This is a genomic window from Kitasatospora sp. NPDC028055 (assembly GCF_040637885.1).
Classification (GTDB): domain Bacteria; phylum Actinomycetota; class Actinomycetes; order Streptomycetales; family Streptomycetaceae; genus Kitasatospora.
The window spans coordinates 1-24336 of sequence record NZ_JBEZXE010000016.1 but is presented as its reverse complement, the minus strand read 5'-3'; the positions used below and the strand labels follow the sequence as shown (position 1 = coordinate 24336).

General features: G+C 70.3%; 18 protein-coding genes and 4 pseudogenes. 12 read left to right on the top strand and 10 right to left on the bottom strand.

All coding sequences use genetic code 11. The features are described from left to right. Positions 1–80: 80 nt before the first annotated feature. The 6 genes and pseudogenes from AB0F71_RS18375 to istB all read left to right on the top strand — a co-directional run bounded on the left by AB0F71_RS18375 (position 81) and on the right by istB (position 9179). On the top strand, positions 81–1346 hold the full coding sequence (locus tag AB0F71_RS18375; RefSeq protein WP_360234971.1) for a serine/threonine-protein kinase: 1266 nt from the start codon (positions 81–83) through the stop codon (positions 1344–1346). Between the two features lie 758 nt (positions 1347–2104). Then, positions 2105–2512 (top strand): hypothetical protein, encoded by a 408-nt coding sequence (locus AB0F71_RS18370; RefSeq protein WP_360234968.1) that lies wholly within the window; start codon positions 2105–2107, stop codon positions 2510–2512. Between the two features lie 377 nt (positions 2513–2889). Beyond that, the gene (locus AB0F71_RS18365; RefSeq protein ID WP_360234965.1) at positions 2890–3297 is read left to right on the top strand and encodes a hypothetical protein; all 408 of its coding nucleotides are present in this window, start codon (positions 2890–2892) and stop codon (positions 3295–3297) included. Between the two features lie 1990 nt (positions 3298–5287). Further along, entirely contained in the window at positions 5288–6280 is a 993-nt protein-coding gene (locus tag AB0F71_RS18360) for a phosphotransferase (RefSeq protein WP_360234962.1), read from the top strand. 426 nt (positions 6281–6706) lie between these two features. Continuing rightward, positions 6707–8246 (top strand): annotated as a pseudogene (gene istA / locus AB0F71_RS18355) (IS21 family transposase). Positions 8247–8389: 143 nt separating this feature from the next. Further along, a pseudogene (gene istB, locus AB0F71_RS18350) lies at positions 8390–9179 on the top strand (IS21-like element helper ATPase IstB). Between the two features lie 23 nt (positions 9180–9202). Here the strand turns inward: istB and AB0F71_RS18345 are convergent. From AB0F71_RS18345 to AB0F71_RS18335, 3 genes are all read right to left on the bottom strand, one after another. Next, on the bottom strand, positions 9203–9580 hold the full coding sequence (locus tag AB0F71_RS18345) for a hypothetical protein (RefSeq protein ID WP_360234959.1): 378 nt from the start codon (positions 9578–9580) through the stop codon (positions 9203–9205). A 1027-nt stretch (positions 9581–10607) separates the two neighbouring features. After that, entirely contained in the window at positions 10608–11147 is a 540-nt protein-coding gene (locus AB0F71_RS18340; protein WP_360234956.1) for a ricin-type beta-trefoil lectin domain protein, read from the bottom strand. 66 nt (positions 11148–11213) lie between these two features. Beyond that, positions 11214–11480 (bottom strand): hypothetical protein, encoded by a 267-nt coding sequence (locus tag AB0F71_RS18335; protein ID WP_360234953.1) that lies wholly within the window; start codon positions 11478–11480, stop codon positions 11214–11216. Between the two features lie 464 nt (positions 11481–11944). Here AB0F71_RS18335 and AB0F71_RS18330 point away from each other — a divergent pair, with 464 nt between their 5' ends. Beyond that, the gene (locus AB0F71_RS18330; RefSeq protein WP_360234950.1) at positions 11945–13612 is read left to right on the top strand and encodes a DUF4157 domain-containing protein; all 1668 of its coding nucleotides are present in this window, start codon (positions 11945–11947) and stop codon (positions 13610–13612) included. Between the two features lie 167 nt (positions 13613–13779). Here AB0F71_RS18330 and AB0F71_RS18325 read toward each other — a convergent pair whose 3' ends face one another. From AB0F71_RS18325 to AB0F71_RS18315, 3 genes and pseudogenes are all read right to left on the bottom strand, one after another. Continuing rightward, positions 13780–15510, bottom strand: coding sequence for an RICIN domain-containing protein (locus tag AB0F71_RS18325; RefSeq protein WP_360235249.1), 1731 nt, complete (start codon positions 15508–15510; stop codon positions 13780–13782). Positions 15511–15765: 255 nt separating this feature from the next. Further along, positions 15766–16099, bottom strand: a pseudogene (locus tag AB0F71_RS18320) (CGNR zinc finger domain-containing protein); the annotation flags it as partial. 392 nt (positions 16100–16491) lie between these two features. Further along, positions 16492–16914 carry a MarR family winged helix-turn-helix transcriptional regulator gene (locus tag AB0F71_RS18315; RefSeq protein ID WP_360234947.1) on the bottom strand — a complete coding sequence of 141 codons (423 nt, stop codon included), beginning with the start codon at positions 16912–16914 and terminating at the stop codon, positions 16492–16494. 112 nt (positions 16915–17026) lie between these two features. On the opposite strand from AB0F71_RS18315, the gene AB0F71_RS18310 reads away from it, so the two are divergent. The 3 genes and pseudogenes from AB0F71_RS18310 to AB0F71_RS18300 all read left to right on the top strand — a co-directional run. Next, a complete protein-coding gene (locus AB0F71_RS18310; protein WP_360234944.1) occupies positions 17027–17836 on the top strand; it encodes an alpha/beta hydrolase in 810 nt (269 codons plus the stop codon). A 31-nt stretch (positions 17837–17867) separates the two neighbouring features. Beyond that, complete coding sequence (locus AB0F71_RS18305; RefSeq protein ID WP_360234941.1) at positions 17868–18623, top strand: MBL fold metallo-hydrolase; 756 nt, start codon at positions 17868–17870, stop codon at positions 18621–18623. A gap of 1163 nt (positions 18624–19786) precedes the next feature. After that, positions 19787–19990 (top strand): annotated as a pseudogene (locus tag AB0F71_RS18300) (ISL3 family transposase); the annotation flags it as partial. Positions 19991–20539: 549 nt separating this feature from the next. On the opposite strand, the gene AB0F71_RS18295 reads toward AB0F71_RS18300, so the two are convergent. Next, positions 20540–20710 (bottom strand): hypothetical protein, encoded by a 171-nt coding sequence (locus tag AB0F71_RS18295; protein ID WP_360234938.1) that lies wholly within the window; start codon positions 20708–20710, stop codon positions 20540–20542. A gap of 45 nt (positions 20711–20755) precedes the next feature. Further along, positions 20756–21016 (bottom strand): hypothetical protein, encoded by a 261-nt coding sequence (locus AB0F71_RS18290; protein WP_360234935.1) that lies wholly within the window; start codon positions 21014–21016, stop codon positions 20756–20758. A gap of 842 nt (positions 21017–21858) precedes the next feature. Between AB0F71_RS18290 and AB0F71_RS18285 the strand changes: the two genes are divergently transcribed. Both AB0F71_RS18285 and AB0F71_RS18280 read left to right on the top strand, forming a co-directional pair. Further along, positions 21859–22788, top strand: a complete 930-nt coding sequence (locus AB0F71_RS18285) for a hypothetical protein (RefSeq protein WP_360234932.1) — start codon at positions 21859–21861, stop codon at positions 22786–22788. Positions 22789–22872: 84 nt separating this feature from the next. Then, positions 22873–23160, top strand: coding sequence for a hypothetical protein (locus AB0F71_RS18280; RefSeq protein ID WP_360234929.1), 288 nt, complete (start codon positions 22873–22875; stop codon positions 23158–23160). A gap of 128 nt (positions 23161–23288) precedes the next feature. Here the strand turns inward: AB0F71_RS18280 and AB0F71_RS18275 are convergent, their stop codons facing one another. Together AB0F71_RS18275 and AB0F71_RS18270 are read right to left on the bottom strand one after the other, a co-directional pair. Further along, positions 23289–23669, bottom strand: a complete 381-nt coding sequence (locus AB0F71_RS18275) for a hypothetical protein (protein WP_360234926.1) — start codon at positions 23667–23669, stop codon at positions 23289–23291. A 195-nt stretch (positions 23670–23864) separates the two neighbouring features. Then, positions 23865–24336 (bottom strand): IS5 family transposase (locus tag AB0F71_RS18270; RefSeq protein ID WP_360234923.1); only part of this gene is annotated, 472 nt, incomplete at its 5' end.

The window sequence follows — 24336 nt, the reverse complement described above, 5'->3', positions numbered from 1 at the left end:
CAGACTTTGCCCGCCCCGGCCACTACCCTGTTCAACCGGTAGTCCAACACGGAGGACAGGGGCGGTTTGTGGACGGACGGTTGATCGCGGGCAGGTACCGGCTGATCGAGCACTTAGGCACCGGCGGCATGGGGACTGTGTGGCGTGCCCGTGACGAGACGCTGAATCTGGACGTCGCGGTGAAAGAAGTCCGGGTCGACGGCGACGAGGCGGTGAAGCGTGCCCTGGCGGAAGCGAGGAACGCCGCGGCCCTCCGTAACCACCCGAATATCGTGGCTGTGCACGATGCGGTTCTGGACGGCGGCGTCCCCTGGATGGTGATGCGCCTGGTCGACGGGCGTTCCCTCGCCGAGGAGTTGGAGGTCCGCGGAGCCCTCCACCCGGGCGAGGTGGGCAGGATCGCCGCCGGGGTGCTGTCCGCGCTCGGTGCGGCGCACGCGGCCGGCATCATCCACAGGGACGTCAAGCCGGCGAACGTGCTGCTGGCACGCGACGGCACGGTGCTGCTAGCGGACTTCGGTATCGCGAAGAACCACGCCGATACGAGACTCACCGCCACCGGTTCGTTTATCGGCACCCTGGAGTACCTCGCGCCGGAACGCTTCGACGGCGCACCGGACACCCCGGCCGTCGACCTGTGGTCACTCGGGGCGACACTGTTCGAGGCCGTAGAGGGAACCTCACCGTTCCGGAGGGATACCCCCACGGCGACGATGGCGGCGATCAGTTTCAAACCGCTGCCGGAGCCGACCCGCGCCGGGGGCCTGACAGGCCTTGTCAAGGCACTGCTGGACCGCGACCCGACGACCCGCCCGGACACCGCCGCAGCCCTGCGGATGCTGACGCCGCCGCGCACCACGCCCGTGACCGCCAAGCTGAACCCGCCGCCCGCGAGTCGGAAGCCAGTAGTCCTGATACCCATCGTCGTAGCAGTCCTGGTCGTCGGCGGTACCGGCGTCTATGCGCTCACCCGACACAACGCCCGCCCCCCGGCGACGACAGACGCCGGACAGACGACGCCGACCACAACCGCCGCCCACATCAGCGCCGGAGACCAGGCGGCGTGTGAGGCGGCCTATGCCGCGCTGACCGCAGCGAAGCCCCAGGGGAAGGGTACGTCGGATCAGGACGATGCGACCTCCAAGGCGTTCGACGCCGCGTCCCGGCAAGCGGTGGATGCCAAGCTCAAGGAGGCGCTCTCCATAACCTCTGTCGCGTACGGTCTTCAGTCGGTGAACGATCTTTCTGCCTCGATGGGCAACCCCGTGCCGCCGGACCACAGAACAAATCTCCAGAACGACGCATGGCAGGCGGACTGTACTCGGCTCGGGTACGCGAAGAGCTAAAGCAGGGCCTCTTGGCAGCTCGAAAGGGGGTCTATGTCAACAGGCTGTCCAGGAGGCCCTGTTGTCGCACTTCTACGGCATCGCGGAGGCAGGGTCCACTTCAGTCGCTCTCGCGTGTGACGGCTTGGTGCCCAGCCTGGGGAACGCCGGCGACCACGGGGTACGCGAGCGCCGCGGTGACCGACTCCCGGTCCATCGAGGCGGACGCCGTGGCCGGATCCGACGCCGCGGCTTCGACGGCGGCAAACCGATCAACGGCCGCGATGGTCTACTGGTCGATGACGCTCCTCATGACCCGCCGCCTTGCCCGGTCACGCCCTTCGCGAGCGTGAACCGGCCGGGGGACGACCCGGCCGGCCAGCCGCGCGCTGTCAGCCGCTTCGCCTTCGAGCGCAGTGCCTCCACCTTCCCCGCCACCGGGTCCATGCCGAAGCAGGCGGTACGCGCAGGTGTCGAGCATCTCGGTGAGGCCTGTTGCTCGCCGGTGGTGCCGTTCAGCAGGTGGACGCTATTCACGTGGACCCAGGCGCGGGAGTGGGTGCACCCGTACCTGCGCCGGTCCAAGGGCGACCAGACCCCTGACCGGTGGAAGCCGCCGTCCCGGTCGGCCTGGTGCAACTACGCCAGGTCTGGACGGACGTGAAGGCCTTCTACACGCTGACGGTCACCGAGGCGGAGGAGGCGGCGATCGGCCAGCTGCTCGACACCTGCCCGGCGGGATCACGACCACCCCCGGCCGGGCCGTCGACCCCGCCGGCGTGGACCCGATCGTCACGACCGGTACCACCGCCGGTCCCGGCGGCGTCAAGACCGTCGACGTGGGCGTGGTCACCGCCGACCTGACCCTGCGCACCACCCGGGACGGCCGGCAGGCGCTCCTGGACGCGCCCACGCACTGCACCTGTCACCACGCACCGTCGACCACCGCGTCGCCAAAGCCCTCGGCAGACTCAACCTCCGATCCCGCAACGAGCTCCCCGGAACGTGAACCCGTGGACTCCAGCGGTGAATACGGCTCAGGGGATCACGATGCCGCGGTGTACGGAGGCAATGGGCTGTTCTGCCGAATCCGGTCGGCGGTGCTGGCGGGCCCCGGCCCGGTCCTCCACACGGGCGACACGCGCGGCACCGAGCCCGTTCGGCCGGAGGTGCCGGCCAACTCCTGACCTTCCGTCGCCGCGGTCGACCGGACGACCCCGGAGCGCCTGGCGGCCACCGTCCCGTTCACGGCGATGATCGTGCCCGCCCTCTGAACCGTCGCGGAGCCGGATCCCGCCGAGCCATTGTCCGGAAGTCGGCTTCTTGGCCGGATCATTGCCGAAAACCGTCGCGGGACGCGGTGATTCTGGCATGTTCGCGCCCGCACGATGCCCGACTTCACGGCCGCTGGTCATGAGGAAGAGGCGGTTCCGATTCCGATCCCGTACTCATCGACTACTCACCTGCTGTTAAAGCTGATTGACGCATGAACTCCTGGGACACAGCATCAGTGAGGCAATTCGTGGGGCTCATGTGGCTCCCGCCAAACAACGGGGAGAAGTTCATGTTCGGTTTCCGGAAGCTCGCCGCCACGGGTGCGGCCGCCGTGGCCCTCGCCGGCCTGGGTTCGGCGGGCACCGCCGTCGCCGCACCGGCCGTGTCCGGGTCGGCGTCCAGCCTGCAGTCGTGCGACCTCTACGCCGGCCAGCCCTACCGCAACAGTGACGGCCGGGTGTGGGTCAACGGCGGCGGCAACAACTGCGGCGGCGCCTACGACCGGATCTGCGTCTGGCTCCAGCTCAACTCCTGGAACAACGTCTACACGATGGACATCCAGTGCAGTGACGTGGTCTCGGACGACCGCACCTGGCCCGCGACGTCGAACTACGGCCCCGGCATGTGGGGCGGCAAGGCCATTGCGTACAAGAACGGCGCGATCGTGGCCACCGCGCAGAGCGGTGCCTGGCTTTGACGGCAGGGTCGCTCGACGCGTGACGGCCGGAGAGTACGTGACGGCCGGTAAGTAGCAGAACCGAGGGGAGTCGGCCTGGACAACTCGTCCGGACCGGCTCCTCCGTCGTCCTACGGCAGGCACTTCCCGGCGCCGGTTCCCTCGGTCCTCCCGGGCGGCGGCACCACTTCGCGGGACGAGTCCGGCCGTCAGCGGGCGCGGGCGAGGCCCTGGCCTCGGCGGGCGGACGGGGTCGGCTGCGGGGTCGCCTGCTCGCCCGGGCGGAAATGCGGAATCTGGCGAGGAGCGCGACAAGCCCGGAGACGTGGTCCGGCGCAAACTCGGTCAGCAACTCGGTCAGCAACTCGGACAGACCGGCTCCACCGAGGCTGCGGCGTGGATCCAAGAACTGCTGACGGCCGACCGGCAGCTCGAGGAACGACTCTCCGCAGCTTTTTGCGGGACCCCAAGAAATCCGGCAGAAGCTCGAAATGGCGGAACTCGACCTCGACGGCGCCCGTGCCGGGGCCGCTCAGATGATGCGGGGGACAGGGCAAGTAGACCGCTCTGTGCCCGATGCGGGCAGCCGGACGATACGCCGCTACCAGCCGGAGCTGTAAGTGCGGGCTACAGCGTTGGCAGGGCCTCCCCACAGCGGGGTGGGCGGCGCTGATCCAGCCAGAAGGTGCAATGACGCAGATGCGCCTCAAGCCCCTCGTCGATGTAGGCCGCGAATTCCAAGTGGCCCCGGGCCGCGTCGTGATAGTGCCCCTGGAGCCTGACGGACCCGTTGCTCCCGCAGCCAGGGCGTGTAGCGGCGCCCCAGTCCGCCGTCGCCGCGATGGCCAGGGCTCGCTCGCGGACCCGGTTCCGGTCGCGCCATGGATCTCCTCGATGGCGGTGAGAGGGCGAGGTACTCAGGCCCGGGTCAGCCGGCCTTCTTCAAGACCGGACGAACCCGTTGTCGAAGCGCACCCGGTAGGTCGTCCGAGCGCCGGCTCCGGCCTCGAACGCTCCCGGCCGGGCGACGTCCTGGCGGAGGTCATCGATCAGGCTCGCGGCGACGCGTCGAACCGGTGGCCGCGGACTTGCTGATCGAAGCCCGCGAGGTGGTCCTGGCCGGCACGGCCGGCCTCCGTGGTTGAACCCATGACCGTTCCCGCCAGCCCCTCGGCGAGGAACAGCGGCCCGGGAACCCCCCGGTCGCGGTGTCACCCGTGGTGACCTGCGCATCCCCGGTCAGCCTGACCCTCGTAGGGCATGGGCGCTCCCCCCTCGTTCGATTTTGGTTCGCGAGCGTAGTCGAATTGCCTTGGGGGGAAACGGTGTTCGGCAGGACTCGGGAGCTTCGTGATCGGCAGACCGGGACGGGGGCCGGGACGGGGGCGCCGCGCAGGAGGAGGGGGCGGCTGCCGCCGTGTTCCCGGGCGTCCCAGGCATCGTCCGGTCCATGCTCTCCCCGATGCTGACGCCGGACGGGCGGACTCGGCCCGCAGTTCCTCGCCCAGCCCCTGCCGGGCGGCCTCCAGGTCCCCGCTCCACGACGGCAGCGTGGCCAGCAGCGTGCGGTGCTCGGCCTGCACGGCCATCAGCGCCCGTTGCGCGTTCCTGAGCTCATCGGGGTACTCGAAGGTCTTCTGCTGCTTTCCCGCGCGGGAACGGCACGAGACTGGCGGCAACCTCAGACCGCCGCCCGACAATCCGCCAACCGTCCCGATCGCCGCCCCGATCCACGACGGCCTGGCCGGCTCGACGGGGACGCGACCGGCGACCGCGCCATCACGATCGAGTCAGGGTTCAACCTGCCGCCCGGCCAAGCCGCGATCTCGACTACGCGCATGTCCACGCGGTCGACGGCATCGGTGCGGCCAACCACGGCTGGGGACGGCTGCAGCACCCGGGCCGAGGTGCTGATCGCGGAGGCAGCCGGGGCACCGGGAGCGGTGGGGCAGTCGGAGGTGAGGGGGATATCTCGTGGCACGCCCGGCGCCGCCTCCAGTAGGTTCCGCGGATGCGGCAATTCGCGGAGATCGAAGACCTGTCGGGGCTTGTGCGTGACGCGCTCGGATCGGGATGCCACGTCGTCGCGGTGGACCGGTTGCGTGGGGGGAGCAGGAAAGGGGTGTACCGGGTCCGCCTTGATGGAACCCGCACCGCGAGTGTGATCGTCTACAGCTGGGCCGATGCCGAGAACTTCTGGCCAGGCGCGCGAGAGGCCGATCCGGCTGACCCGTTCGCGCCCGCCTCCGGACTGGTCCCGTTCCTGGCCGCGCAGCGGAGCTTGGACAGCCTCGGGGCACGGGTTCCGCAGGTACTCCTGGCGGATGACAGCCGGCGCCACTATCCGGCGGACGTCGCCGTGGTCGAGGACGTCTCCGGCGGTACGCTCGAAGCACTCTTCGAAACCGATCCGACGCGCGCTGCGGGAACCCTGGGCGACCTCGCCGGGATGCTCGAGGTGATGCACCGACACCAGGGCGAGCGCTACGGCAGGGTGGACCTGCTGGAGCGGGGCGGATCCGCGTCCGAGGTCTCGTGCGAGCGACGGGTCCTCGACCGTGCCCTGCGGGACCTTGAGGAGGCGGCCGGGCGCGACGGTCGCATCGCGGCGGCCGACGCCGCACTGCGCGACCGTCTGCAGGAACTGGCCGATCGGGTGGGTCCTCGCACCGCCTACGGGCTGATCCACGGAGAGCTCGGACCCGACCACGTCCTGGTTGATGCCGACGGGCGCCCCGTCCTGATCGACATCGAGGGGCTGATGTACTTCGACGTCGAGTGGGAGCACGTGTTCCTCCGGATCCGCTTCGGAGAGCGGTACGCCGCACTGGCCCGGCCCGGTCTCGATCCGCGGCGGCTCGACCTCTACATGCTCGCGATGCGCCTGTCGCTGGTGGCCGGTCCGCTGCGTCTCCTCGATGGGGACTTCCCCCACCGGGCGTTCATGCAGGAGATCGCCGAGTACAACGCGAAGGAGGCGCTGGCGCTCCTGCCGCTGGTGTAGCCCCGGGATGCGCAGGGCCGCGCGGAGCACGCGTCTACTCCTCGGCACGATCAGCTCGTCCGTGTGTGCGGGGAGGTTGGTGCAGGCGGTGGGGCGTTACGTGACCGTCGACGGGCTGGCTCGCGGCCCGTTGCGGGCTGGTACGAGTTGTCGTGGCGCGTTCGCCGCCCAGCACCTCCACCCCGGGACCGGCTCAGGTACGCCATCGACGGGGCGATGCTCGGACCAGCCACCCGTGTGAGCGGACAGCTCAAGATCCTTGTAGACGGTCACGACGGGTCCCTCTCCGCGGACAGCTGATCTCCCTGTCCTTGGGGCCGTTCGTGTCGGTTCCGAACTGGTGATCCCTCCGGGGTTTTGCTCGGTGCTGCCGACATCGAGTCAGTCCCCTCCGGAGGGATCGTGAAGAAGTCTGACAGGGTGATCATGGAAATCTTCGAGGCGCTCGACGCCACCGGATGTGCGCATTCGGCGGCGCAACTGGCGGGGGTGGATCCAAAAACCGTTCGCCGGTACGCGCGGATGAGGGACAGCGGTCAACCGGTTGACCAGCCGATCCGGCGACCGAGGCTGATCGACCCGTTCCTGCCCAAGGTCGAGGAGTGGGTGGAGCGTTCGCAGGGCCGGGTGCGGGCCGACAAACTGCACGAACGCCTGGTGATCCTGGGGTTCACCGGCGACGAGCGCACGACCCGCCGGGCGGTCGCCGCGGCGAAGGAACGCTGGAACGCCGGCCACCGCCGCACCTACCGTCCCTGGATCACCGAGCCCGGACTGTGGCTCCAGTTCGACTGGGGCTTCGGCCCGAAGGTCCCGGGACCGGGGCGGCGGTCAGCGCCAGACGCTGCTGTTCTGCGCGTGGCTGGCCTGGTCCCGGTTCCGGGTGGTGATCCCGGTCTGGGACCGGACGTTGCCGACGCTGATCTCGTGCATCGACGCCACACTGCGGGCAATCGGCGGGGCACCGACCTACGCACTCACGGACAACGAGAAGACCGTCACGATCGACCGGGTCGCCGGCATCCCGGTCCGCCATCCCCAAGTCGTCGCGGCCGGGCGGCACTACGGGATGCAGGTCCACACCTGCATGCCGTTCGACCCCGAGTCGAAGGGCGGGTCGGAGGCCACCGTCCGCATCGCCAAGGCAGACCTGGTGCCCACCGGCGCGAACCTTCGGCCGGACTACGGCTCGTTCGCCGAACTGCGCGGAGCCTGCGCGTTGTTCTGCCAGCAGGTCAACACCCGTGTCCATCGCGAGACCGGCCGCACCCCGGCCTCCGCCCTGGACGTCGAGCGCCGCCGGCTGCACCCGCTGCCTACCGCCCCGCACACGGTCGCGCTGGGCGAGAGCCGCACGATCAACACCGACCAGACGGTGCGCTTCGGCTCGGTGCGCTACTCGACCCCCGCCGGTCTGGTCGGCCAGGAGGCCTGGGTGCGTGTCGACGGTGACGAGCTCGTCGTCGTGGTCGACCTCGCCCAGCTCCCGCACCGCCCGGAGTGGCTGCAGGGCCCGGCCGGCCTGTTGGAGGTCGCCCGCCACCACATCGCGCTGCCCGGACGGCCCGTCATCGACCCCTCCCACTACCCCGGCCACCCGCAGGAGATGGACGGCTCGCCCCGTCTCCCGCGCCCCAAGCCGGCCAGCCCGGCCGAGGAGACGTTCCTCGCGCTCGGCCCCGGCGCGAAGTCCTGGCTGATGGAGGCCGCCGCCGCGGGCACCACGCGGATGCGCGTGAAGATGGCCGCCGCCGTCGAACTCGCGGCCCTCGTCGGCGCGGGTGAGGTCGACATCTGCCTGGGACTCGCCGCGACGGCCGGACGCTTCGCGGACGACGACCTGATGTCGATCGTCCGTCACCGGGCCACCGGCGCCCGCCCCTCCGACCTCGTCGTCTGCGACGAGAACCACTCGGCCCAGCCCGGCACTTCCGCCTGGGCCGACTTCGGCCGCACGACTTCCTGACCCCGGACGGGGGTCCGCGCTCACTGTTCGACCGCGCGGACCCCACCACCCCGGACACTACCGGCCGCCGCCCGGCGGCCCCTCCGGAAAGGACCATTCGTATGACCACAGCCACGTTCGCCGAGCCCGTCCCCGCCGTCGCGATGCCGACGCCGACCCCTCCGCCTCCCGTCGCGCCGCCGATTCCGCCCGAGCTGGAGGGCGTCCTGAAGCGAATGCGCTTCCCCTATCTCCGCAAGGCCGCCCCCGACGTGCTGGCCACCGCCCGAGCCCAACGCTGGGACCCGGCCGAGGTGTTGAGGATCCTGCTGGAGGCCGAGATCAAGGGCCGCGACGAGGCGACCCGGCGCAACCACCGCAAGCAGGCCAACCTGCCGTCCGGCAAGACGTTCGAGTCCTGGAAGGAGGAGGATTCCTCCATCCCGCTGCCCACCCAACACGCCCTGATGACCCTCGAATGGGTCGGCCGGGCGGAGAATCTTGCTGTCACGGGGCCGTCGGGCACGGGCAAGAGCCACTTCGCCGAGGCCCTCGCTCACAAGGCCATCGACGTCGGCATGCAGGTCTGCTGGTTCACCCTGGAGTCGCTGACCACCACCCTCGGACGGGCCGCCGTCGACAACTCGGTCGCCCGGGCCGTCGCCAAGATCACCCGATGCGACCTCATCGTGGTCGACGACATCGGCATGCTGCCCTGCGGCCAGACCGCCGCCGAGGCGTTCTACCGTGTGATCGATGCCGCCTACGAACGCCGCTCGGTGATCGTGACCTCGAACCTTCACCCGTCAGGATTCGACTCGATCATGCCCAAGACGCTCGCCACCGCGGCCGTCGACCGGCTTCTGCACCACGCCCATCATCCTGACCGAGGGCTCCAGCCTCCGCCTCACCCAGGCCACCACCGGCAAGGGCGTCGTCCCGCTTGCCCCATGATGGCGCCAACGTGGTCCGTCGTGTCAGGACTCGGCCGCCGCGGTCCGCTCAGCCGCGGTGCTCGCCCGCCACTCGTCCAGCAACCGGAAGAACGCCTCCAGAGGCGGCACGTCCTCGGCGTGGTCCGTGATCGCCCTGGCCCAACCACACGCCATCGACCAGCCGTGATTCCGGCTCAGCCACTGCGCGAACGGACCAGTCGGGCTGAGGCCGGAGTGCTCATCGACGCCGTGCACATGCAACGCGATGCCATAGCCGTTGAGCAACGTCATCAGCTCCTCCAGCGAGCCGTTGCGAACGAACATCGCAGGCCGCAGCCGCACGTGCTCAAGGACGTCATAGACATCCCGGCATTCCTCGATGGGCTTGGGCTTCGGGCGGTCTCCCAGATCAGCTGACACCCGCCCACCCTACGTTGACCAGCCCAATTGAGTGACTACTTGTCACACCACGCCGGGAGATCAGATGTCCGCCGGAAAGGACCTGAAATGTCCGCCCGCGAGGATCTCAGCGTGTCCGTTGACAACCCGGGACGTCGGAGAACTGAGCGACCTGGGGATCGGCGCCGTGGTGATCAGTGCCGTCGAGCTGACCGAACTTCCCTCCAGCCCAGCGCCGCTGGACGGGCTGCGGCCCCTGGCAGCCCGGGCACGCAGCCCGCTTCACCCGTCGCCTCGCAGCGGGAGCGCAACGCCGGCCGCCCCACCTACCCCGTACTGCGGCGGGGCCCGCCGCTGACAGCCCGAGGACCACCCCCCACCTGTACGTCGAGGTCGGCCCGCGCGATACCGGGGGATACCCGCCGTACTGGGCAGGCCATGGCGACGCCCAGCACGCCTACGGTCGTGGTCGACGCGCTCGCCCGCGCGCTCACCGACACCACTCCGCTGAAGCGCGACCGCGACCGGATGGACGAGGAACCGCTGGAGCGCCCCAGCGACAAAACCGCGGCCCGGGAGCATCTGGGCCGGCCGCATCCGCCGGGCCGGGCCTACAAGTTCCCTGCAAGTCCTCTGCAGGAACCCCGGCCGCCTTGCAGCCCGGACACGCCCCGACGGGTTCCAGGTGATCGACGCCCGCTCTGCACGGTTCTTGCGGACCCACGGCGGAGTCTCGGACCAGCAAGCCCGGCAACCACCTCTATCCGGAAGGAAGAACCCCATGTCCGTCAGCTCGTTCGGCCGCAAGCTCGTCACCGCCGCCGCCGCCACTGCCGACCGGCCTCCCCCCCCGCCGCCGTCCACCACCACGCCGCCCTCATCCGGCAGGCGATGGCCACAGGGGCCCGCGCGGGGAGGGGCCCGGTCCGCTGACAACGGCGAAGCCCCGCACTCCAGGTGTCGGGAGTGCGGGGCCGTCGTGCGCGCGGGAATCAGGACAGAAGGATCAGGACAGAAGGATCAGGACAGAAGGATCAGGACGGAAGGATCAGGACGGGAAGATCGGGGCGGAGACGACGTTCTCCTCGGCACTGTCCAGGCAGGGGTACAGCCGGGCCTGGGCGCCCTGGTAGAGGCCGCCCCAGGAGTTGAGGCAGTTGGCGGAGGCGACCTTCGGCTGGATCTGCCTGCCGTTGCCCTTGTGGACCCAGTTGAACCAGGTGTCGTTCGCGGAGCCCTGGGTGCAGGGGTAGAGGCGCATGTGGTTGCCGGTGACGTCGCCCCCCTCCCAGTTGTTCGCGCACAGGGTGTGCACGTGATCGTTGCTCGTGGCCGCCTGGATCAGGAAGTGGGTGGCGTCCGCCGGGTACAGCGACCACTGCTGAGCCTGGGTGCCGTTGCACCCCCAGATCTGGACCGTGGCACCGGAGACGAAGTTCGCGCCGGCGACGTCGAGGCAGTACCCGTTCGCGAACCGGACCTCACCCCAGACGGAGCTGGTATCGGCGTGGGCGGTGCCGGTGCCGAGCGTGGCGGCGAGCAGAGGCGCCGCGGCGACCGCGGCGAACTTGGCCAGGAATCTGCGCATGATGGTGTCCCCCGTTGATCAGCAAACTGGTGATCGCGATCGTAGAGGATCCTCCCCGAAGTTTGATCATCGAGCGGGGACGAACAGGACCAGGAAGTCGGCGGGGCCGACTTCTGGTGCACCGCCTTGCGTCGAGGCCCTGGTCCACAGCGTGCGGGAGGGGTTGTCGAGCCGGGCATGGTGGCTGTGCTCGGCGACAGCGAGACCGAAGCGTTCGGGGCCGGGGCTGCCCTGGTCCTGCCCCCGACTGGAGGCGGCCTCGATCACGTCCCAGAGGCGGTCGACGCCGGTGTCCCAGGCGGTCCAGACGGTCCAGGCGTCGGGGAGGAGCACGCCGGGAGCGAAGCGGGCCTGCCAGCTGCGGCCGGTGATGCGGTGCGGGGAGAAGGCCGGCCTCGGGGGTCAGTGCAACCGTGGTTGGCGCTGAGAAAGCACGAGATGCCGGGGAGTGCGATGACGGCCGACCAGGTCGACGGCTTTGAGGAGGGGGCGGTCGGCGGCTCGGGCGGTGGCAGCGACTGGGGGCGGCGGCGCTCGCGATCGGGTGCTGGCGGGGGCATGGCCGGCCTGGCGGGGGTGGCGGCTCGACTCCTCCGCCGCGGTGCGTCCACCGGGCGCTGCCGTCCGTCTCGGGAGAGTGCTCGGGGCCGGCGCTACGCCTCTGAGCTTCAGCCCCGGGAGGACCGCCGAACGTTGCCTCTGCGGTCAACCGAGTCTGCCCCGACGGCCCTTGTTCGCGGCGGTGGTGATCGTTTACGAAGGGGACAGGACATCACTTCCGGTCAACAGGAGAGTTCATGCACGCGCACGGCAAGAACCGGAAGGACGACCTCCACGACGGGCGGCTCCCGACACGCAGGCCGAAGGCTCCGGGCGCCGGTCCGGCGTTGGGCCTCATCGGCCTGCAGAGAAGCATCGGGAACGCGGCGGTGGTCGAGCGGATGCGGCGCGCGGGTGTGGCCCAGGAGGAGCAGGAGCATCGGTACGGAGCCGGTTGCGGCCACGGTGGGAGCGCACAGGCCCCGGTGCAGCGGTCCTCGGTGCACGACGTCCTGCGTGGCGCGGGCCGTCCGCTGGACCGTTCCACCCGCGCGGACATGGAGTCACGGCTCGACGCCGACTTCTCCGACGTCCGTATCCACGACGACCGTTCGGCCCAGGACTCCGCGTCGGAGATCGGCGCCCGCGCGTACACGTCGGGCAGTCACGTCGTCCTCGGGGAAGGCGGCCGGGACAAGGAGACGCTGGCGCACGAGCTGACCCATGTGATCCAGCAGCGGCAGGGGCCGGTCTCCGGCACCGACAACGGCTCGGGGCTGCGGCTGTCGGACCCGTCGGACCGCTTCGAACGGGAGGCGGAGGCGAACGCGCGGCGCGTCATGAGCGCGCCCCGGCCGGCCACACACGCCGGTGCGGACGGGGTGGTCCAGCGGGCCTCGGCGCGGCTGGCGACGGCCCGTACGGCGTCCGTCCAGCGGATGCCGAAGGCGCCGAAGGTGAAGACCGGCGGCAGGAAGAAGGGCAGCGCGTCCAAGGCGAAGGACGAGCTGATCAAGGAACTGGTCCAGACCTGGGGCTGGACGGCGCACGGCGGTGCCCAGAACCGCACTCTGCACCTGACGAAGGCGCCGGAGGAGAACCGGACCGGGGGCCTGAACGCCACGGAGAAGATCTACAAGGGCTCGGGGAACACCCGTCCGCCGAAGGACTTCGCCGCCGCCCGGACCACCCAGAGCATGCGCTGGATCTCGACCCTCGCCAAGGAGTACCTCGGGAGCGTCACCTCCTCGGCCGCCGAGGAGGTGCAGGTGAGCGCGATCGGCACCGACCTGTACATCTCCGCCAACCGCAACGTGCACAACGCGAAGCTGAGGGAACTCGCGGGGCAGCACGGCACGGGCAAGGCGTTCGCGAAGGCCCTGGTCGAGCACTTCGGAGAGCCCGACGCGCAGGCCCAGGACCGCTTCGCCCGCCACACCGGCAAGCTGTCGGACCGGGTGGCCGAGGGCGAGACCGAGAGCGGGGACTACGCCGAGATCGCGAGCATGGCGGTCAAGGTGCCCGAGGACGTCTCCGCCGACGACGACGGCCTCCACGCCGAACGGCGGCTGCAGAAACTCGAGGGCTTCGACCCGGCGAAGACGGTCGGCGTCAAGCGCCCCTGCGTCGTCTGCTACAGCCAGATCTACGCCACCCCCGTCCGGGACGGCGACGTCGAGGTCTACCCGGGCCCGCTCTGGCCGAGCAAGGCGGCCAACAAGGGCATGGAGGACTACGAGAAGGAGAGCGTCAAGGACTACGCCAAGTACCTGCACGAACTGGTCGAGGCAGCCGGCGGCACCTACATCACCTTCACCCAGCAGGGCGAGCTCACCTGGGACCAGAACAGCGACTCCGAAACGGACCGCGAAGGCACGAAGGTCGGCGCGGACGCCGACGCCATGGAGGTCGACTCGGACTCCTGAGGGCCCGTGATCATCCAGCCGAGGTCCAGCTTGCGCAGTCAGCGCCCGCCGGCCGGGAGGAGGTCCGGGCCGGCCTGCGCCCCCGGTCGAAGCACGGGCCGGAGACCCGTAAGGTGGCCGAGCCCCAGGCAGGGGGCCTGGGGCTCGGTGTCCGGTGCGGGGACTGGCTACTTGAGCGGGGTGCCGCCCGCGTTGTGGTTGGCGGTCGTCTTGCTGATCAGGTTGCCGCCGTCGGTCTCGGGTGTGGTCTGTTCCGACCAGCCGGCGCCGAACAGGAGGGCGCCGACGTGTGCGTTCGCCACCTGGTCCATGTGCGAGAAGAACCAGTCGACCTTGTCGTCCTTGTAGTGGCCGGGGGTGTTGTTCCCCGCCGTGTTGCCCAGGGGGATCTGCCACAGGACCACCGGCTTGCCCATCGACTCGGCCATCGTCTTGTAGAACGCGAGGGCGGCGAAGCCCTTCTGGTCGTTCCAGAAGGTGTCCTTGCTGCCGTGGGCGGGCAGTGCGTACCAGCCTGCGTCGCGGTCCGTCACGTCGGTGACCAGGAAGTCGGCGTTCCTCGCCCCGAGGTCCGCGTAGTCCTTGACGCACTGCGGGGTGTTCTGCTGCCAGTCCCAGCAGGTGAGGTGCAGTCCCACGCCGATGTTGGGCGCGTACTTGTGGCTCATCGCGATCAGGCACTGGGCCAGGCCGGCGGCGCTGTTCTCCTGCGATCCGCAGTCCGTCGGGTTCGCGGCCTTGACCTGTGCGGCGACCTGGTGCGGGTTGCCGAGCGAGCGGACGTAGCCCCAGAAGTCCGGCTCGATGTCGACCATGTCCTGCGCGGTGCCGACCTTCTGGAGGAAGAAGCGGTAGTCGTTCAGGTACTTGGTGAGCAGGTCGGCCCGGTTGATGGCCTGGACCTCGCCGGGACCGTCGCCCTGGCCCGCCATGTCTCCGAGGTCGCGCAGCGAGTACCAGGTGAAGAGGTACTTCTGCGGGCGCGGCTTGCCCTGGTACGTCGCCTTGGACGCGCGGTCGTTGTTCACGGCTATCTGGGTGCCGGGCGCCGTGGTGTCGCCGGTCCAGCAGCCCCACCAGCCCGACCACTCGGACTTGCAGCGCGAGGCGGTGTAGGCGTCGGACGAGGGCGCGGGCTGGCTGTGGATGTAGGCGTACCGCACGTCGAACGGCGCGGCGTTCGCCGTGGAGTCATCCATCAGGCCGCCGAGGAGCACCGTGCTGCTGCCCATGAGGCTCTTCGCGGGGCTGGCGCCGCCGGTGGCCGGGGGCGCCGGCGGCGCCGAGGCGGGGCGGGTGCTCGGGGTCTGGCTCGCCGGCGCGCTGCCGGTCGGCTTGGCGGGGGTGGTGGGGGTGGAGGGCGTGCTGCCGGAGCCGCCCGTGTTCCCGGTACCGCCGGTGTTGCCGGTACCGCCGGTGCTGCCGGCCGGGACGAGCTGCCACTGCTGGTTGGCGCCGTTCCAGTCGTGGTACTGGGCGAGCTGGCCCCCGTTGGCCTTGGAGCCGAGCGGGACCTCGACGGCCATGTTGCTGAAGCGGTTGATCAGACGCACGTAGCCGTCCGAGGACTTCTCCAGGTGGAACTGCTGGTTGGCGCCGTTCAGGTCACGCCACTGGACCAGCTTGGAGCCTTCGGTCCTCGACCAGCCGTAGTCGTCCAGCACCTTGCCGGAGTTCCGGTTCTGCAGCCGGTAGTTGCCGTCACCCGCGTCGATGAACTTCCACTGCTGGTTGGTCCCGCCGGTACGGTTCCACTGCCCGAGCGACGAGCCGTCGTAGGCGGCGTAGTCGAGGGCGTCCAGTGCCTCGCCGGTGTTGCGGTTGACCAGCGTGTACCAGGCGTTGGTGTCCACGGTCCCCGCCGAGGCCGTGTCGACCACGACCACGGAGCCGCCCACGACCGCCAGTCCGACGGCTGCCCAGAAACTCCGACGCTGGTACAAGCGGCGGCTGCGATGCGTCTGCCGCCGCCGCGGAATCGACGTGGATGGGCGAGGGAACATGTTGATGCTCTCTTTCAGCCGTCGGCTATGACCGGACCGCCTTTGCGGACACCCCCCAGTTGTCGCTGCCCGCGGAAAGGTTGCCTCGACCGAGAAGACCTTCTCGGGCACCGCGCGACGGGGCGGCGTGCGAGGTCGTGCGCTTGTGTCCGCACGTGGGCGCCCGTGGTGGCGGGCGACCCGGGCCCGGTTTCCGCAGGAGGGTCTGCACCACGCCTGCCGTCCGTGGGGCTTGATGGAGTAGCGGATGCATCGAGGGGCCGTGCACGCACGCAGTTGTGTCCGGTCCGGGCCGGTCAGGAAGTCGATCACGGCCCTTGCCAGTGCCGCGACCAGCTGCGTCTGGGGGTTCGCCGTCGGGGAGGCCAGTCGGAGGGTGGGCTCGCCGTCGCCGGGCCGGTCCAGCTGCGGGGACGACCGGCTCGGCCGCGGCGAGCGCGTTGAGCAGCTCGAGTGCCTCGGCGGCCGGCACGAGCCGGCGCGCGCCGCTGCATTCGAAGCCCGACACGACGTCGTCCTGCCCAGTGCCTACCGGCAGTTCCTCACACACATCGGCGGTTCAGGCGCGGCACCGTTCTACGGCCTCATGCAGCTGGAGCAGTGTTCCCTGCTTGTCATGAATCCGCGCGGAGGGCCGGGAACACCTCGCGGCTTTGGAGCCCCAGAGCCCGGGGCGCACGAACGCGACCTCCTCCTCCATCCGTAACGGCTGCACGGACGGTGAGTCAGAACCACAACTCGTGGCCGAAGCCACGGGCGGGGGCCGCCTGACGGGGGTGCGTCCCGTCCTGCCCCGTTCGCTGCTCGGCGGACCAGCACGTGTCCCTCACGCCCGGCGAACGCAGCCAGGGCCGCCAGGCCCTGCCGGCGGCGCGGCTACGCAATGGGGTCGGGGCCGAGGGCGGCGTCCAGCAGGTCGCCGAGCTGGTCGATCTGGGCGGGGGAGAGGGCGCTGAACGAGGACTCGACGACGGCTTCGGCCACGTCCTGTCCTGCTGCGCGCAAGCGCTCGCCCTCCTGGGTGAGCCGGTGTCTGACCGCTCGCCCGGGCCCCGGGACGCGTTCGATCAGGCCGCGGCTGGCCATCCGGGCGGCGAGGGAGCCGAAGGACTGGTCTGTCTGGAAGGTCAGCACCGCCAGGTCGTGCAGGGAGGCGTCCGGCTGCTGGTGCAGGTGGCGAAGGGTGTCCCACTGTACGAGTGAGAGTCCGAGCGGCGCCAGGGCGCGGCTGAACGCGCGGTGGTGACGGTACTGAAGGCGCTTGACGGCCAGGGCGACCTCTGCGGGGCGGTGCTTCATGGGGGAGATCGTAACCCAAGGAGAATCAGCTTGCGTATATAAGGAACCTGAACTAAGGTTCCTTATATACGCAAGCTGCCGGCCCCGGCACCTCTGGAAGAGAGATGGAACGATGAGCACACCCGTACCGGTCGGCACCCTCCGGCCCACCCGCACCCGTACCCTCCACGTCGAATCCGACGGCCCGGTCGAGATCACGCTCCAGGACCGCGACCGCACCCGGCCGTTCCTGCTCCTGCACGGCGGAGGCGGGGTGGCGACCATGGCGGGCTTCGCCGACCTGCTCGCCGAGCGGACCCATTCCCGCGTCCTGCTGCCCACCCACCCCGGCTTCGGCGGCACGCCGAAGGCCGACACGCTGAGCCACGTCCCCGCACTGGCCCGCGCGTACGTCGCACTGCTGGACCAACTCGACCTGCAGGACGTGACGTTGGTCGGCAACTCCTTCGGGGGCTGGCTGGCCGCCGAGATCGCCCTGCTGCGCAGCCCCCGCGTCAGCGGCGCGGTCATCATCGACGGCATCGGCATCGAGGTCGAGGGTGAACCGCCGACCGACGTGACCGGCCTGACCCCGGCGCAGCTCAAGGCCCACTCCTTCCACGACCCGAGCAAGGCACCGGTGGCGCCGAACGCCGGCGGCACCGGCACCGGCACCGGCCCGAGTCCGGACGTGCGCGCGTTGATCGGCTACACCGGTCCCACCATGTCCGACCCGACGCTCGCCGGACGGCTCGGCGAGCTGCACCTGCCGGTCCACGTGCTGTGGGGCGAGAGTGATCGCATCGTCACCCCCGCCTACGGCCGTGCCTACGCCGCGGCCATACCGATGGCGACGTTCACCGTGCTCCCCCGCACCGGACACCTGCCGCAGGTCGAGACGCCCGAGGAACTGCTCGGCGCGCTGCTCGACCTCGGCCGCTGATGACCTCCGCCCAGGAAGGGAGAAGCCCGGCATGCGCACTCCCCTGACCGTGACCCGGATCGCTCACGCCTGCCAGCTGATCGAGATCGGGAACATCCGGATCCTCACCGACCCGTGGTTCACCCAGACCGCGAGCTACTACCCGGGCGAGCCGCTCCACTCCACCGCCGACGCCCTGGGCCCGATCGACGCGCTCGTGGTCAGCCACGAGCACTACGACCACTGCGACCTCGACGCCCTCGTCAACGCCGGCTTCGACCCGGCCACACCCCTGATCGGACCGGGGACCGTCGCCACCCTCGCGCGCGAGAAGGGCTTCCGCGACGTGCGCACCGTCGAGGCCTGGGAGCCCACTACGGTCGCCGGCCTCACCGTGACGGCCACTCCGGGCGCTCACGGCGTCCACGAGGTCACCTTCGTGCTCCAGGCCGACGGCCGCACCGTCTTCTTCGGCGGCGACTCACTGCGCGTCCCCGAACTGGACGCCATCCCGCAGCGATTCGGCCACATCGACCTGGTGATCCTGCCGATCAACGGCCTGTGCATCCGACCGATGAACCTGGCCCAGGTCGTCATGAACGCCGAGGACGCCGCCGGACTCACCGCCGTGCTCCGGCCCACCCTGGCCGTGCCGCACCACTACGCCTTCCACAGCGGCAGGCTCGGCGACCAGGTGATCACCAAGGCCGACCGGGACCCCCGCCACTACGCCGACGCCGTCGCCCGGATCGCCCCCGACATCGACGTCCGCCTGGTCCTACCGGGCGTCGCGGTCACAGTCCCGTGACCCCCGGGCACCCGCCGAGCCGACCTCCGGGAGCGTACCGGCGGCTAGCAGGCGTACGTTCATGCCCCGGATCCCCGACAGCCTCCCGCCCCGCGAAGGTCGCACCGCTGCCACGCTCCCGGGGGCCTGTCCGGAGTCGTGATCAGGAGGCGGGGCCGAGGCCGCGCATCCGGACGATGGCACCGCCCAGCCGGAGCCCCGCCATGTAGCCCTCGGGAGCCTTGACGCCCCCATGGATGTCAAGCTGCCAGGAGACAGCTCTGCGAGCGGGCGCAACGACCGGGAGTCCGTCAGCTCCTGGTGAGCCCTGCGCTCCCCGTCCGGTCCAGGACTGCTGATCGGCACGTGTGACCTGCAGTCCCGGAAGCAGAACGGGAATCCCGGAACTGCCGGGAGAATCCCCGTGGATCTGGCGGTCGGGTCCTGCCTGCCGGAGACGGCCGTGCAGCGACCCGTCGAAGCAGCCCGGCGGCCAACGGCGCCCGCTGCCCCGGGCGGGCGCGCTGGATACAGAGGATGATGCCACGGCGGGGCCAGGGGCTGAGGTGAAGCGATGGCAACGCGGCGCGGTGATCGCCTGGGCGGTACCGGTGGTCATCGGCTGCGCCGTGACCGTCCTCCTGGGGGGCACGGCCGATGATCCGCCACCGCCGGCGCCACCGCCACGGCCACCGCCGGCGCCGCCAGCCGTTCAGGCACCTCCTGCCGGGCGGATCCCGGCCCCTCCGTGCCCGACCGACGCGGTCTGTTCGGTATCCGTCGTCCCGGGCGGCCGACTGGGCGTCAGGCGGTTCGGACCGCCTCCGGAGCCGGCACCGTCCTGGGAGGTTCGCCGCCGCTGCGGCTGCTCCCGTTGTGGCGTCCCGCCCCTGCTCGGCCGGGGGCTCGTGCCGGTGGTGACGGACGCGGACCTGTCCGACGTGCCCCGCCTCCCGGCCACCGCGAGGCTGCTGCCGATCGTTGAGGTGACAGGACCGGGGAGGCTGGAGAACCTGCTCGCCGCCGGTCCGCTGATCTCCGGGGATGAACGACGGCAGTGCATCCCAGGTGCCGTCTGAGGATCCGATAGCAGCCCGGTGGCAGCTGGTTCGAGAGATGAACGAGAACCTCGTCGACGAGGATCCTGTCGAAGCGGCCTGTGCCGACCCTGCTGGATGGAGCGCGTCCTTGCCGACGACCTGCCCGCCCTGCACTCCCTGATCAACGGACTGAGCCGCGACATCGACGCCGTCACCGCCGGGCTCTCCACCTCCTGGAGCTCCGGTCAGGTCGAGGGACGGGGGACACGGGCGAAACTGCCCAAAAGGCAAGGATTCGGACGAGCCAACCTCGACTTCCTCCGCAAACGCGTCCTCCTGAGGAACTGATCTTGCGATCAGCGCGAGCTACCAGGGCCTGAAGAGGCCGCCTCGGCGTGTCGGCCACGTCAGCATGCGCACGAGGCGATTCGTGATCACCCAGTACCCCGGATGAACCCAGCCCCTCTCCTTGGAGAGAAGGCCTGGTCCGTCCTCGCGGTTCAGATAGCGCACGAAGCCGTCATATGCCGGTCCGCCGGCAACGAGAAGCAACGGAGCGGTGAGCACTGCAGCGATCCAGATGACAGACCGGAGGGCAAGTTGAGGGGATCCACCTACGCGCACAGGCTCAGCATCTCGCAGCAGCCCTGGCCAGTGGCAGACCCGTCCGTGATCGTCAAGACAGACCCAGGCCATCACAAGATCAGCGCCAGAGTCAGTCTGGTTCTGGCTCACTTTCCGTGGAGCTGGGCGGCGGTGCGGGCGAGGCGGCGGTGGGCGGCGTCGGACCTCTGCCGGGCCTGGTGGGCGGCCTCGTGGCCGGCGTCGGCGTGCCGGTCGGCGCAGCCGTTCCTCGAACTGGGCTTGTTCCAGGGTCTGCTGGATGTTCTCCAGGGGTCATCCCGGCCGCCCGGCGGCGGACCCGGCGGCGGACGGCGCCGAGCAGCCGGTGCTCCTGGTCGTCGGGCTCGTCCCCGTCCAGGCCGTGGTCCGTGCGGGGCTGCTGGACGGGGTCAGCTCCAGCCGGGGCACGGCGGGGTCCGGGTCGGGGCGGTTGGTGTTGGTCATCGCGCGGTGCCTCCGGACGTCGGGACAGCACCTTCGCGTCGCTGGTCAGGGATGACGGGTGGCGGCTGCTGCGGTGCTCGCGAGGCGCTGCTGCAGATCGACGAGCGCCTTGGACCAGCCAGTGCCCACGTGTGCGCGTCCGCCTGCGACCGACCAGCCGGTCAACTGGCCGGCGACGGTGGCACCGGTGTTCACCGCGTTCTGGACGGGCGCGCCGAATTCCTGGCCCAGCGTCTTTGCGATGCCCGCGGACGCCCGTAGATCCGCAGGCTTGCTCACGGCCTTGCCCGTGGTGCTTGCAGTCACGTGGGCTTCCCCTCCCCGAAAGTGAATACCGGAGCCCAACCCCCGGCAGGACGCTAGACGGGCGAAGCGTGCTCCGTATCCGTACACGTACTCAGATGCCACTGTCAGCCTCGCGCGACCGGGCCGTACCTCGCGATAGCAGGCGGCCACGACGGTCACCTCGGTCAGCACTCGCGAAGTCCGGTGACGACCCGACACCACTCGCGCATCAGGATTCTCGTCTGCTCCCCGTGCCCGCCACGAGCACGCCGACCGCCTCGGCCAGCCGTGCCGGCGCACGCTCGGTCCGCCCGCAGGGCCCAGGAGTGTGGCGCCCGCCGTCAGGGCGGCGATCGCGGCGGAGGCGAGATTCCGCGCGCGGTGGCTAACGGACCTAAGTCTTTCGAAAGGCGGGACTTTCATCCTTCCTGCAAAAACAGTTACCACCGAATCCAATGGCCCGTAGGCCACATTCGCTTGTGGACTCATAGGAGAGACTTGTGAGAAGCGGGGGATGCGGCGGAGCCGTCCGTGGAGCGGAATTGCATATGGCCAGTTCAGGTGGGGTCTATGCACGTCAGGGGCCTCCTGCGGGCGAGGTTTCCTGTCGCTCGACCGGTGACGGGGCCTTGCGAAGTAAGGACGAAAGTCTCGCCCTTCGAGGGACTTAGGTGTTGCTTCTCCACGTGGAGCCGTGTCAGTTCTTCCGGGACTTAGGTCCCGTTTTTCCCGTGCGTCGAAGATGTCTCTTCCTCGCTATCCGCTCTGCATGGCAGAGTTCCGCTCCATGATCACTTCCGGACGGATGGACCGAGGTCCGCCCCCGCGTCCGGTAGCCCCAACCCCGCTCTCGAAGGAGACCCATGAACCACCGTCAGCGCACCGCGAGCGGACTCGTCGCCGCCGTCGTCACGGGTTCGCTCGTCCTGGGAATCGCTCCGGCCGCCTCGGCCACCGGCGATCCCTCCGCGGTCGAGCGCACGGCGGCCGTCGTCGAGCGTGCCACCGGCACCCACGGACTCGCCCCGACCGTCGGCGGCACCGCAGTCACCGACGGAGAGGCCGGCCGGGTGAGCGTCACCGTGCCCGACACCTCCGACGGAGCCGTGGAAGCGACCGCAGCGGACGGGACCACCGTCGCGCTCGGCCTGCCGCAGACCAGAGACGTCACCGGCGTCCAGGCCGGCGCCGGCACGGTCGTCTACCCCGACGCCGCCCCGGCCACCGACATCGCCGTCCAGGCCACCACCGACGGCGGCGCCCGCGCCATCACCACCCTCAAGAACACCGAGGCCCCCACCGAGCAGCGCTACGAGCTCGACCTTCCGGCAGGCACCGAAGCCGTCGCCAACGACACGGGCGGCTACGACCTGGTCCGCCCGGTCGACGACGGCATCGCCGTGGCCGTCGGCCGGATCGACGCGCCATGGGCCAAGGACGCAAGGGGCAACCCCGTGGCCACCGGCTACCGGCTGGAAGGCGACAACCTCGTCCAGACCGTGGAGACCACGAAGGACACGGCCTTCCCCGTCGTGGCCGATCCGAAGGTCACCTGGGGGATAGTGACCGGCACGATCTACTTCGACCGCGGAGAGACGCGCGGCATCGCCCTCGGAGGCGGACTCGGCGCCACCGCGATCGCGGCCATCCCCGGCGGCATCACCACGGTGGTCGGCATCACCATGGCCGCGATCACCGCGCGGGCGGCCGCTGCCTACGACCGCGGCAGGTGCTTGAAGATCAAGCTCCCTGCCGTGTACCCGGACCACTACGCGGGCGGCTACTGCCGGTGAGCAAGACCCGCGCGGACCGGGTAGCCCGACCGCAGACCACCGCACTCGAAGGTCCGAACCCCAAGCCGTGAGGAGAATCCGCCCGTGTCCGTGTTCCTCCCCCTTCTCGTCATCGTGGCCTTGGCCACCGCCGAAGCTGCGGCCCTGCGCAGACATTCCGAGCGGTCGGTCCTCCTCCTGCTGAAGAAGGACCGGGCCGCCCTGATCGTGGGCGCGGCGTGGTGGGTCTTCGCCACGGCCGTGTCCGTCCCTGGTGGAAGCGTGCTGGGGGGCGCTCTGTTCGGCTTCCTGAGTGCCTGCATCGTGGGCTGCACCGTGGCGACGCTCCGCCGGGCCAGGGCCCGCACCGCCGACCGGAGGAGGTCGCCCTGAACCGACCGGGGCCAGCCCGGCCTCTACTCCAGTACGACGTCACTCCCGGATGATGCCGTCGACGGGGTCCAGGCGGACCGTCCTGTCGTCGGGGGCGTGCCAGCGGCCGGTCCGCGGGTCGTGGAGGATCAGAACGACGTCGCGGAGCGCCAGGATGTCCTGCCACGAGGCCGACGGGTGAGTGCCCACTCCAGCACCGGTGAGCCAGGTCGAGCGGACCTGGACGTGGAGAGGATGAGGGCGCGGGTGTCGTCCTTGCCCGGGTGGCGGGGCAGTTTGGCCGGGCCGTCGGCGGTGACGAAGGTCCAGTCGTCGCCGTCGGCGGTAGGCCAGACGGGCAGGATGCGCGTGGACTCGCCCCCCAGGCGGGTCACGGCGAGCTCCGGGTCCAGGGCGGAGGCCATCGGGTACAGGTCCGTGACCCGCTCCGGCGAAGGGACCGTCACCAAGTCCGCAGCCGAGGCCTGGGCCTGCTCCCTCGCCAGGCGCCGCGCGTCGTCGGAGTCCATCCGGCCCGGCTCCCGGGCCGCGTCATACACCTCCGAGATCAGACCGGGGACCGCGCCCGGGATCGCGATCGGCCCCTCCAGAGCCCGGAGCGCGTCGCAGGTACGACGCAGCGGCGAGGTGTCGTAGACGTCGAACCGTCGTTCCAGGTAGGGCTTGTAGGGGTCCAGCCTGCTAGGAGCCGTTTGAAGTTCGGATCATGTGGTTGCGGTCAGGGACTTCAGCCACATGATCGATCCGCGGAGGTGCAGTCCTGCTGTGTAGCTTTCCGGGCTCTTGTCGTACCGGGTGGCCAGGCCGCGCCATGTCCTGATCTTCTGGAAGCACCGTTCGACGTGGTTGCGCCGCTTGTAGCGGTCGGGATCGAAGGTGACCGGCCGGCCGCCCGCGGAGCCCTTGCGTCTGCGGTTGGCCGTCTGGTCCGCCTTCTCCGGGATCACCGCGGTGATCCCGCGTCTGCGCAGGTAGGCACGGTTGGCCTTCGACGAGTACGCCCTATCGGCCGCGACGGCGTTCGGCCGGGTGCGCGGCTGGCCGACCGGGCCGCGCACCCGGACCTTCTCCAACACGGCCTGGAACTGGCGGCAGTCCGCCGCCTGGCCAGGGGTCAGCACGAACGCCAGTGGCAGGCCCGAGGCGTCGACGGCCGCATGGATCTTGCTGCTCAGG

Excerpts from the sequence above, each read along its gene's own strand:
- AB0F71_RS18365 (WP_360234965.1), top strand. The coding sequence starts at position 2,890 with ATGTTCGGTTTCCGGAAGCTCGCCGCCACGGGTGCGGCCGCCGTGGCC.
- AB0F71_RS18310 (WP_360234944.1), top strand. The coding sequence starts at position 17,027 with ATGAGCACACCCGTACCGGTCGGCACCCTCCGGCCCACCCGCACCCGT.
- AB0F71_RS18295 (WP_360234938.1), bottom strand. The coding sequence starts at position 20,710 with ATGACCAACACCAACCGCCCCGACCCGGACCCCGCCGTGCCCCGGCTG.
- AB0F71_RS18285 (WP_360234932.1), top strand. The coding sequence starts at position 21,859 with ATGAACCACCGTCAGCGCACCGCGAGCGGACTCGTCGCCGCCGTCGTC.
- AB0F71_RS18330 (WP_360234950.1), top strand. The coding sequence starts at position 11,945 with ATGCACGCGCACGGCAAGAACCGGAAGGACGACCTCCACGACGGGCGG.
- AB0F71_RS18305 (WP_360234941.1), top strand. The coding sequence starts at position 17,868 with ATGCGCACTCCCCTGACCGTGACCCGGATCGCTCACGCCTGCCAGCTG.
- AB0F71_RS18315 (WP_360234947.1), bottom strand. The coding sequence starts at position 16,914 with ATGAAGCACCGCCCCGCAGAGGTCGCCCTGGCCGTCAAGCGCCTTCAG.
- AB0F71_RS18275 (WP_360234926.1), bottom strand. The coding sequence starts at position 23,669 with ATGGACTCCGACGACGCGCGGCGCCTGGCGAGGGAGCAGGCCCAGGCC.
- AB0F71_RS18340 (WP_360234956.1), bottom strand. The coding sequence starts at position 11,147 with ATGCGCAGATTCCTGGCCAAGTTCGCCGCGGTCGCCGCGGCGCCTCTG.
- AB0F71_RS18360 (WP_360234962.1), top strand. The coding sequence starts at position 5,288 with ATGCGGCAATTCGCGGAGATCGAAGACCTGTCGGGGCTTGTGCGTGAC.